Origin of the sequence: Granulicella arctica (genome assembly GCF_025685605.1) — a bacterium.
GTDB classification, from domain to species: Bacteria; Acidobacteriota; Terriglobia; order Terriglobales; family Acidobacteriaceae; genus Edaphobacter; species Edaphobacter arcticus.
In genome coordinates, this window is sequence record NZ_JAGTUT010000001.1 from 592,170 (window position 1) to 601,649 (window position 9,480).

A 9,480-nucleotide genomic window follows, 5' to 3' on the forward strand; every position below is an offset into this window, starting at 1 on the left:
GGAGAAAACGATGAAAAGAATCTTGCTTACGGCAATGACCTTACCGATAATGACAATGACATTGCACCCTGCGCTACAGGCGCAAGCGCAGGCTCAGACCTCAACTGTCGCGACAACAAAGCCAGTGGTGTTTGCCTGCGACATGAGAGCGATGACCTCGGCTCAACGCAAGCGACACTCCGAAGTCTTGTCACCTGCTCTGAAGTCCGCAAGATTGAGCACGAGCGAGCTGCGAGACGGATATGCATTCCAATTCCCGTCGGATGCCAAAACCTTCGCCACCATGTCGGAGTGGATCGGAAACGAACGGCTATGCTGCCCCTTCTTCGAGTTCGATGTCCATGTCGGGGACGCCACCGGGCCAATGACGCTCCGTATCACCGGTCCCGAGGGAGTCAAGCAATTCATCAGGGCTGAGCTCTCAGAGCTAGTCGGCTGATGGGGTTGAAAATACTGCGAATGGCTGCTCTCGTGTGCCTCTATATCTTGCCCATAGCTGAAGTGAGCGCGGAACCCATCGCTGCCGGGCGCACGGCACCTACGCTTGTGCTAAGACAGGCTGACGGCAAGGCCGTCAGCCTGTCCGGGTACAGGGGGAAGGTCGTCTTACTGAACTTCTGGGCTACATGGTGCGCTCCGTGCCGGGTAGAGATGCCGTGGTTTGAGGAATTCTCGAAGGTCTATACGGACAGAGGTTTGGTCGTCCTGGGGGTTTCGCTCGACGATGACGGATGGAAGGCTATTCAGCCCGCAGTCGCCAAGCTGGGAATCTCGTATCCAATTCTCCTCGGCGATGCAAAGACGATGAAGAACTATGGGATAGGCGAACTGCTCCCCGTGACATTCCTGATTGATCGCCACGGCAAGATTCGAATATTGAAAGTCGGATTCGGCGACAAGATGGAGTTTGAGAAAAGTATCGAACAGCTTCTCCACGAAGAGTAGTCATACCACCCTGTCAGATCTTCGCCGAGCATCACTGAAGCTGAGCGAACAGCGCAGAAAGCTGTGAGGTCGGTGAAACTTGGCTCCACTTGCCGCAGGTCTGAGAACAGCGGTGCCAAGGCCCCGTCTGCTGCTACCTACGCGAAGTGCTGATTCAGTGAAGCTGGGCGTGGACTTATTTCTCCAGACATGGCCCAAGTGGATTAGCTGCTTCTCTTGAGGATGGGAAACAGTGAGAACGGCAATTTTAATTCAAGATTTTAGGCTCGCTCAATCGCGCCGCTATGTCAGGCTCAGACCTCCATCGGAGACCACGATCTCACCAGTCAAATAATCCGACGCGATCAGCATCATCACGATCTGCGCGATATCGTCCGGGCTGGCTGGCCGCCGCATGGGCGAGTGGTCTCGCCAAAGTTGTTGGGCAGCAGTCCAATCCGCTGTCAGAGGCGTGTCCACGAGGCCAGGGGCGACGGCATTCACCCTAATGTCCGGAGCGAGCGACAGCGCGAGCAGGCGAGTGACATGGTTTAGCGCTGCTTTGGACGCGGCGTAAGGGATGGATGCGCCTTTGGGCCGGACACCAGCGTGTGAGCTGATATTAACCACACATCCTGATCGGCCGCGACTGGCCACATCTCTGAGGGCGGTTTCAGCTTCCGCCACAAGTCGAAACGGAGCCACCACATTAACTTCGTGCATCTCGTGCCAGATGACGGGTAAAGCCGCCAAAAGATCGGTATGAGGAATCATGCTGCTCATGCCGGCGTTGTTGACAAGGACATCAAGGCGGCCCCAGCGAGATACCGCCTCCCTCACGAGCCTGATTCTATCGGCATCGTCAGCCAAATCAGCTTGAATGTAGATAGCGTTTCCAAGTTCAGCTGCCAGAGAGCGCCCCGCTTCCGCCGAACTGCGCGAGTGCAGAACCACGGCATATCCCTCGCCGGATAAACGCCGGGCAATCGCAGCACCGATGCCAGAAGTGGAGCCGGTCACAAGGGCAACGCACGCGGAACTATTCGTAGTCTTGTTCAAGAAATTTTCTCTATTTGCTGCCATCCTTGATTTCGATCCATATGTCCTGCGTTCCAAGATCGGCCACGGAGTTCTGTCGTCGGTCGGAGCGTTTCAACGCACTCAATGCTCTTTGAGGCACTCTGCATTAGTTCTCACACAAGTAGTATCTTCTGAAGTCCGGTGCCAACCCGGTGTCAGTGAGCACATTGGCAATTTATCACTTGTCGAGCCAAGAGCCAGCCGGACTCGATCTACCGAACTGTACGGACTGGACGATCAATCTGGTTCCACCGATTGCCAGTGAGCATCGCGCGAACACCATCACTGCGAAGCCTTTCCTGCGGGTACCCAAGGGCTATGGCGCTCGCCTTGTCCAGACGCGCAATCTGTTCTGCGTCGAGTCGGATCAATGAAGCTCCGAGGTTCGCGTCGAGTTGCAAGCGAGTGTTCGCCCCGAGGATGGGAATAATACCTTTGGCGCACACCCACGCGATCGCGACCTTGGCGGGATCGCTCTGAAGCTCAGCGGCAACAGCAATCACAACGTCAAGCAGGGCTTCGTGCTCGGCACCTGCCTGTGGCACACCTGCCTTGAATTCAGTCGCGCGCCCTTTCTCTCCCTTGCGGTACTTCCCTGTGAGGATTCCCGCCGCAAGCGGCGAGTAGCCGAGAACGCCTAAGCCCATTGCCTCTGCCATGGGCAAGAGTTCGCGCTCCGTAGTTCTCTCAATCAAGCTATATTCCAACTGGACTACAGCAATCGGCAGCCAGCCTCTCAAGTCGGCCAGCGTTACAGCGGTGGCAACTCTCCATGCCGGGAAGTTGCACAAGCCTCCATAAACGATCTTGCCCGCGCGTGCCAGGTCGTCGAAACCTCGCACAATTTCTTCTATCGGTGTCATGCTGTCATCCAGATGTGCGAGATAGATGTCGATATGGTCGGTCTTGAGCCGCTTCAAGCTTTCTTCGACAGCTTGCACCATGACCTTCCGGCTGTTGCCCAGAACGCCGAGCGAAGGGTTGGCCTGCGCGCTTCGGGTGTATTTGGAGATGAGGACGAAGTCGTTGCGTCTGTTCTCAACGAACGTTCCGACCAAACGTTCGGACTCTCCTCCCTGGTACGCATCAGACAAATCGATCAGGTTACCGCCGGCTTCGGCATAGCCTTCGAGAATCTTCAAAGCTTCGTCGGGCTCAGTTCCATATCCATAGGCCTTGCCCAGCATCCCTGTACCCAGGGCAAACTCTGAAACCTTGAGACCCGTTCGATCTCCCAAGACTTTATAGCGCATTGAACTCCTCGTTCCGCCCTGAGGAGGTCGGTGTAAGTCAACCCTATGCGCTATGCTGCTGGGATGACAAGAACCCACAAAACGGTGGTGTACTCACCGAAAAGTAAGCCTGGTGTCGTAACGAGAGGCAGAGACTGTTCCCCTGAGACGGCAGCAGAGGCCTTTGGACTCTTGGAAGGACGATGGAAACTGGTAATCATTCACAATCTCAGCGGACCGGAAGGAGTCAAAACGCCGATCAAGCGCTTCTCGGAGTTGGAGCGGGCCATTCCGAATGTGTCTCAGAAGATGCTCATTCAGCAATTACGCTGCTTGGAACGTGATGGAATCGTGCAGCGCACCATCCATCCTCAAGTTCCGCCCAAGGTTGAATATCAACTGACGAGTCTCGGCGAAGCCCTCCGTCCGATGCTGCGTGCGCTGCTTGATTGGGCGAATCTCAGGAAACAGCAGAGTCCGGGTTAGCCTTCGGAGACGCTCTTCTTTTCGTTAGAAAAACGGGGGAGAAGCCGACCCGTCGGAACTTACGAGATGTCGCCTTCTTCGTAACGCTTTCAGCTCCGGAGCGCATGCCTTGTAACGGCATCGCAATCATGCTTCGTCTGTGGAAAATACCCGCAGGTGTACCCTCATCCCTAAATTATTCACATGAAGAACATGCAATTTTCGCAACGCGTGTGATCTGAATTTTGCTTACTGTGAACTTGCTGTGATGGCAAATGATCACCGAGATGATGAACGCACAGGAGTCCAGACTTGGCCATCAAGGTGCTAATGGTGGACGTAGATGGCGTTCTCATTGATGGACGTCCCGAGGACGGGCGTCACTGGCAAACATCAAGCGAAAAAGACTTCGCGCTCACCGCCGCCCAACTTCATGAGGGGTTCTTCGCACCTCACTGGGAAGACATTATCGTTGGTCGCCTTGGGTTAATGGAGCGGCTGCCCGCTGCACTTGCACTGATCGCTCCTCACGTGAGCCCGTCTGAATTTCTGTCCTACTGGTTCGACAAAAACTCTCGACTTTCTATCTCATTGCTGCATGAGCTTGCACTGCTTCGCTCTGAAGGAATTCAAGTGTATTTGGCAACCAACCAAGAGCATTTGCGTGCCTCTTATTTGATGGCTCAACTGGGTTTGGCCGAACGTGTCGACGGCATTTTTTATTCTGCGATGCTTCGAACGAAGAAGCCCGAGGCGGATTTCTTCACTAAAGTCCAAGCAGCCGTTGGGTTCAAGTGTGAAGAGATATTGTCTATTGATGATAGCCAACAAAATGTTGTGGCCGCGCAAGAAGTGGGTTGGCAGACGATGCGTTGGACGACGGATAGTTCTCCCGCCATCTTGCGCAGCTTGATTGCAAATCTCAACTATTAGTGAAACGTTCGCCGTGCATAGGGTGACTGTGCTTCTCGACTGGCTTGGTGACAGCGATTCTTTCGTAGCCTGCGACAAGAGTCTCGATTGCCGCTAGACCGTGCTTGGACGGCGGAAGCGCAAGCGAAGCTTCGTGATGTGCCTCACTTGCCCAAACTTCAGTGACCCATAAAATGCTATCGTCTGCCGCATCTTCGGAAACGATGAAGCTGAGGCATCCCGCAATCATGTGTGAGTCGTCACCACCGAGCACTTCAATCAACTCTGCGCGCCGCCCTGAGACCGCAGTCAGTTTTACGATGAGCCCATACATGAGAACACCTCTCTAAACGCACGATACATCAGTCCGTAAAGACGAAATAGCTTCATCGAGACAATCCACTTAGAGCACGAATCGAACCGTCTACTTAGCGAGGATGGCTTGCTGAGGGGCTTTTTGCTGCCGATGGCGGTGACGTTGTTTTCGGTCTTGCTCATGGTGTTTGCTCCTTTGCGTTTGCTGTTGCCTTTCATGCCGTCGCGGCATGTACCTACATGCCGAACGCCTCCTGGCGAAGGCGGGGGGAGCAAAGGGCAAAGGGAGGGGTGTCCCCATCTTGTAGCGAAGGCGAAGCTGGAGCGGAAGGACGGAGCGCAGCGGAGGTCTGCACAAGCTGCAGGCGCGGAAGACTGGGGAAACCCATTGCCCTGCGCGATTGGGGCAGAGCCCCTTAGCGAGGTGTGGTTTCCATTTCAAGTGCGTGTAGCGCACAGAACTCTTGGGGTGGGCGTTGCGGGCGGGAAAGGCCCGCAGAGATGGGAGCGGAAGACGCCGACGGCGGCTGGAGCTGGGAGGAGGCCTCCTCCCCTTGACACGCGGTCTGCGATCTTTCTGAAGGCTCTATCTGTGGTGAGCGGGAATAGCGGTGCAAACGACGAAGAGGTTCGAACCTACGTGATGCAAGCCGCGCGTTCACGAGGCCACCGTCTAGCTGCACGCTATAGTTTTCAATGAGAGTAGCATCTGCCAAATTCGAGATCTTTCTGTCCTAATCGAGTCTATAAGAGCGTCGGCACTTGGGGAGAGCATAGCTCCTTCACTCCGAAGCAGGCTCACTTCTCTATTCAGCCCCTTAAGTGCGATCGGAAGCCTAGTGAGCGAGCAGTATCCCGAAGACCTCCCCCTGGACCTCCATGCGGAGGCCCATTTCCCGGCCGACCGGAGCTTGATCGCGTATCGCAAGGGACTGGCTTCCCTGGGTTGGGACGCACGTTCACTTCCTGATTTTTTTTAAACGTATTCCGGCGAGCCGTCACCATTCAGCAAGAGACCTAATCCAGGAGTGCATGGATACAGTCTCTGCGCGGCAGGACGCGTATCGCGTAGCGCTGATTGCAGCGTAGCGAACTGCGCCCTAAACCTTGTGCAAGTACAAGCTACTCAAGTTTTGCTTCGTAATATCGCGTTCTACGACAGACCGGTTCCAGAGATTTCTGCCTTCATCACTGAAGTAATAATTTCCAGCTTTTCAGTTGACACGATGGTATCCGCCGTTGATACTCGGCTTCGCTGTACAAAATTCTTTCTGGCCCCCTGAACAAATCGGAATCCTGACCCAAGAGTCCTGAGAAGTCTCAAGTACCTAGATGTCTTGGGATGGCCGGCGCACAGCCGCATCCCTTCGGCCATGTTTCGCTGAAATTTGGGCCCTCTTTTTCACCATCAAGTGATTGCTGAGAACGTGCGAACCGAGGAGGCGCATCATGCCAAGCGCATTGACTTACCCTGGCGTTTACGTAGAAGAAATTCCATCAGGGGTACACACCATTACCGGTGTGGCTACCTCCATCACTGCCTTCATCGGAAGCGCGCCGCGCGGGCCGGTCAACACCGCGATCACCATCGACAACCTAGGAGACTTCCAGCGGATCTTCGGCGGCCTGTGGGTGAAGAGCACGCTGGGATACGCGGTGCAGGACTTCTTTGCCAATGGAGGCTCACAGGCCATTGTGGTGAGGCTGTACCACGCCGATCCCGGCAACCCCAAGGCAGACCCAGCGGTAGATGCTCCTGAGACGACCGCAGTGCTCACCGTGGGCGCGATGGAGTTTTCGGCTGCAAGCCCAGGAACCTGGGGCAACAATCTCCGCGTGACCATCGACCAGAACAACCCTTCCAGCGATGTTGCCACCAGTCTTGGCGTTGCGACGACCGCCCTGTTCAACCTGACCGTCCGCGATACGGGAACGGGCGCGACGGAGCAGTACCTGAACCTTACGGTAAAGGACACTCCGCGACGCGTGGACCGTATCCTGAGCGCGAACTCCGCGCTGCTGGTTTACAGCGGAAACAACGGCGTGCCGGCGCCGACGACGGCCATCGCGGCCGGCAGCGATCCGCTGAGCACGCTTGAAGCAGTGGTAGCCACCGCGCAGGCGGCGTTGCTGGCAGCGCAGATCGCAAACCCGGGCGGCGATGTCACGACACAGCAGAAGGCCGTTACCGATGCAACCACCGCGCTGAACACTGCCCTGACCAAGGCGAGCACGGCTGTCTCCGACGGACTGGCGCTTTCGGCGGCGGACTTCCTGCCCAATAACGGACAGGCCGCCAAGCAGGGGATGTACGCGCTGGAGCAGGCGGACCTGTTCAACCTGCTGGTGATCCCGCCCTATCGCTCGTTCACAGACACGTTGGATACGGACACGATCGTGGTGTCGTCTGCTGCCACGTACTGCGAGAACCGGCGAGCCATGCTGCTGGTAGACGCGCCGAAGGACTGGACAACGAAGGACACAGCCAAGAACAAGTTCTCCGACGCCAACACCGACTACGTGGGGACGCGCAGCAAGAATGCAGCGTTGTTCTTCCCGAGGTTGCTGGAGGCAAACCCGCTGCACAACTACCAGGTGGAAACCTTCGCCGCCAGCGGCGCAGTTGCGGGCATCTTTGCCCGCACGGACGCGCAGCGCGGCGTGTGGAAGGCACCCGCTGGACTGCAAGCCACATTCAACGGCATCTCGGGCTTCAGCGTCCCGTTAACGGACGCGGAGAACGGCGAGCTGAACCCGCTGGGTATCAACTGCCTGCGCTCCTTCCCGGTGCTGGGGCAGGTAGTTTGGGGAGCGCGTACGCTGCGCGGCGCAGACCAACTAGCCGATGACTACAAGTACATCCCGGTGCGGCGCACCGCGCTGTTCATCGAGGAAAGCCTGTACCGCGGACTGAAGTGGGTAGTGTTCGAGCCCAACGATGAGCCGCTGTGGGCGCAGATCCGGCTGAACGCGGGCACGTTCATGCAGACACTGTTCCGCAAGGGCGCGTTCCAGGGCAGCTCGCCGCGCGATGCCTACTTTGTGAAGTGCGACAACGAGACGACCACGCAGGCCGACATCGACCTGGGCATTGTGAACGTGGTGGTCGGCTTCGCGCCGCTCAAGCCGGCAGAGTTCGTCGTCATTGAACTGCAGCAGATCGCCGGACAAACGACGACCTAGCCCACACCATTGAAGGCTTGAGCCCGTACAGCGAGCCAGCCGCAAGGACAGTTTCACTCGCCAACAAGAGAGGAACCCATGGCAGAATTTACAGTCAACGCGCAACGTTTCGATCCTTACAAGAACTTCAAATTCCGCGTCAAGCTGGACAACAACCAGTATGTGGCGGGCGTGAGCAAGGTCAGCGCCCTGAAGCGCACAACCGAAGTAGTGAAGCACCGCGAAGGCGGCGACCCGAGCAGCAGCCGCAAGTCGCCGGGGCGCACCGAGTACGAAGCGATCACGCTGGAACGCGGCGTGACCCATGACAAGGCCTTCGAACAGTGGGCCAACAAGGTGTGGAACTACGGCGCCGGCCTTGGCTCCGAGGTTTCGCTACAGGACTTCCGGAAAGACATCACGATCGAGGTGTACAACGAGGCCGGGCAGCTCGCGCTTTCGTACCAGGTGTTCCGGTGCTGGGTGAGCGAGTTCCAGACGTTGCCCGACCTGGACGCGAACGCGAATGCGGTGGCGATCCAGCACATCAAGCTCGAAAACGAAGGCTGGGTGCGCGACGATCAGACTCCGGAACCCTCAGAACCAACGTTCACCGACCCCGCCAGCTAGCGCAGGACGGGCCCGATCCTGAGGAGACACCATGGTTGGTTTCAACACAGCCGCGCTCCTGACCGCATGGGAGCAAGCCTTCGCCGACCCGCCGGTACAGCGAGCCGTGCGGCTTCTTTCAGCCGCCCCGCCCGAAAAAGCCGTCGAGGAGTGGGCGCGGCTGCGCGTGGGCGACCGCGACAGCGCGTTGCTGGACCTGCAGGACAGCATGTTCGGCGATGCCCTGGAGACGGCCACGCCCTGCCCTCGCTGCGGCGAACAGGTGGAGCTGGCTTTCACGACGCAGCAGGTCAGGGTGGATTCGGCGCGGGCGGAAAATTTCACGCTTACCGAGGGCGGCTACCAGGTCACGTACAGGCCGCCGACAAGCGAGGACTTGTTGGGACTGCCACGCCATTCCATGGAAGCCGCGCGAACGGCATTGCTTGCACGGTGCGTGGACGCTGCGGTGAGGAATGGACAAGCGGTACCGGTGGAGGACTTGCCTGTCCCGGTGGTAGAGGCGGTAACGAAAGGGATTGCGGATGCAGACCCACAGGCGGAGGTGAGTATCGCGATCGCCTGCCCGGAGTGCGGGTTCCAGTGGTCGATGGACTTCGACATTGCGAGCTACCTGTGGACGGAGATCCAGGAGTGGGCGCACAGGACGCTGCGCGATGTCCACACTTTGGCTTCAGCCTACGGATGGAGCGAACGCGAGGTGCTGGAGATGTCCTCGCAGCGGCGCGGACTTTACCTGGGAATGGTGGAAGGCTGAGCG

The 9,480-nt window shown here is 57.5% G+C and carries 10 protein-coding genes; 7 read left to right on the plus strand and 3 right to left on the minus strand.

What is annotated here, in order from left to right:
- Nucleotides 1-10: 10 nt before the first annotated feature.
- Both OHL20_RS02415 and OHL20_RS02420 read left to right on the plus strand, forming a co-directional pair.
- A complete protein-coding gene (locus tag OHL20_RS02415) occupies nucleotides 11-439 on the plus strand; it encodes a hypothetical protein (RefSeq protein ID WP_263381624.1) in 429 nt (142 codons plus the stop codon).
- Between the two features lie 20 nt (nucleotides 440-459).
- Nucleotides 460-945 carry a TlpA disulfide reductase family protein gene (locus OHL20_RS02420; protein ID WP_263381625.1) on the plus strand — a complete coding sequence of 162 codons (486 nt, stop codon included), beginning with the start codon at nucleotides 460-462 and terminating at the stop codon, nucleotides 943-945.
- A gap of 282 nt (nucleotides 946-1,227) precedes the next feature.
- Here the strand turns inward: OHL20_RS02420 and OHL20_RS02425 are convergent, their stop codons facing one another.
- Nucleotides 1,228-2,007, minus strand: coding sequence for an SDR family NAD(P)-dependent oxidoreductase (locus OHL20_RS02425; RefSeq protein ID WP_263381626.1), 780 nt, complete (start codon nucleotides 2,005-2,007; stop codon nucleotides 1,228-1,230).
- Between the two features lie 209 nt (nucleotides 2,008-2,216).
- Nucleotides 2,217-3,257, minus strand: a complete 1,041-nt coding sequence (locus OHL20_RS02430; protein WP_263381627.1) for an aldo/keto reductase — start codon at nucleotides 3,255-3,257, stop codon at nucleotides 2,217-2,219.
- Nucleotides 3,258-3,428: 171 nt separating this feature from the next.
- Between OHL20_RS02430 and OHL20_RS02435 the strand changes: the two genes are divergently transcribed.
- Both OHL20_RS02435 and OHL20_RS02440 read left to right on the plus strand, forming a co-directional pair.
- Nucleotides 3,429-3,722 (plus strand): winged helix-turn-helix transcriptional regulator, encoded by a 294-nt coding sequence (locus OHL20_RS02435; protein WP_263381628.1) that lies wholly within the window; start codon nucleotides 3,429-3,431, stop codon nucleotides 3,720-3,722.
- A 291-nt stretch (nucleotides 3,723-4,013) separates the two neighbouring features.
- Nucleotides 4,014-4,634, plus strand: coding sequence for an HAD family hydrolase (locus tag OHL20_RS02440; protein ID WP_263381629.1), 621 nt, complete (start codon nucleotides 4,014-4,016; stop codon nucleotides 4,632-4,634).
- On the opposite strand, the gene OHL20_RS02445 is transcribed toward OHL20_RS02440, so the two are convergent.
- Complete coding sequence (locus OHL20_RS02445; protein WP_263381630.1) at nucleotides 4,624-4,947, minus strand: putative quinol monooxygenase; 324 nt, start codon at nucleotides 4,945-4,947, stop codon at nucleotides 4,624-4,626. The two genes, OHL20_RS02440 and OHL20_RS02445, sit on opposite strands and share 11 nt — an antisense overlap.
- Before the next feature lie 1,430 nt (nucleotides 4,948-6,377).
- Between OHL20_RS02445 and OHL20_RS02450 the strand changes: the two genes are divergently transcribed.
- The 3 genes from OHL20_RS02450 to OHL20_RS02460 all read left to right on the plus strand — a co-directional run bounded on the left by OHL20_RS02450 (nucleotide 6,378) and on the right by OHL20_RS02460 (nucleotide 9,477).
- A complete protein-coding gene (locus OHL20_RS02450; RefSeq protein WP_263381631.1) occupies nucleotides 6,378-8,111 on the plus strand; it encodes a phage tail sheath subtilisin-like domain-containing protein in 1,734 nt (577 codons plus the stop codon).
- Between the two features lie 78 nt (nucleotides 8,112-8,189).
- Entirely contained in the window at nucleotides 8,190-8,720 is a 531-nt protein-coding gene (locus tag OHL20_RS02455; RefSeq protein WP_263381632.1) for a phage tail protein, read from the plus strand.
- A 31-nt stretch (nucleotides 8,721-8,751) separates the two neighbouring features.
- Nucleotides 8,752-9,477 carry a gp26 family baseplate hub assembly chaperone gene (locus tag OHL20_RS02460; protein ID WP_263381633.1) on the plus strand — a complete coding sequence of 242 codons (726 nt, stop codon included), beginning with the start codon at nucleotides 8,752-8,754 and terminating at the stop codon, nucleotides 9,475-9,477.
- The last annotated feature ends 3 nt before the right edge of the window (nucleotides 9,478-9,480 follow it).

Excerpts from the sequence above, each read along its gene's own strand:
- OHL20_RS02415 (WP_263381624.1), top strand. The coding sequence starts at position 11 with ATGAAAAGAATCTTGCTTACGGCAATGACCTTACCGATAATGACAATG.
- OHL20_RS02430 (WP_263381627.1), bottom strand. The coding sequence starts at position 3,257 with ATGCGCTATAAAGTCTTGGGAGATCGAACGGGTCTCAAGGTTTCAGAG.
- OHL20_RS02450 (WP_263381631.1), top strand. The coding sequence starts at position 6,378 with ATGCCAAGCGCATTGACTTACCCTGGCGTTTACGTAGAAGAAATTCCA.
- OHL20_RS02425 (WP_263381626.1), bottom strand. The coding sequence starts at position 2,007 with ATGGCAGCAAATAGAGAAAATTTCTTGAACAAGACTACGAATAGTTCC.
- OHL20_RS02420 (WP_263381625.1), top strand. The coding sequence starts at position 460 with ATGGCTGCTCTCGTGTGCCTCTATATCTTGCCCATAGCTGAAGTGAGC.
- OHL20_RS02460 (WP_263381633.1), top strand. The coding sequence starts at position 8,752 with ATGGTTGGTTTCAACACAGCCGCGCTCCTGACCGCATGGGAGCAAGCC.
- OHL20_RS02455 (WP_263381632.1), top strand. The coding sequence starts at position 8,190 with ATGGCAGAATTTACAGTCAACGCGCAACGTTTCGATCCTTACAAGAAC.
- OHL20_RS02445 (WP_263381630.1), bottom strand. The coding sequence starts at position 4,947 with ATGTATGGGCTCATCGTAAAACTGACTGCGGTCTCAGGGCGGCGCGCA.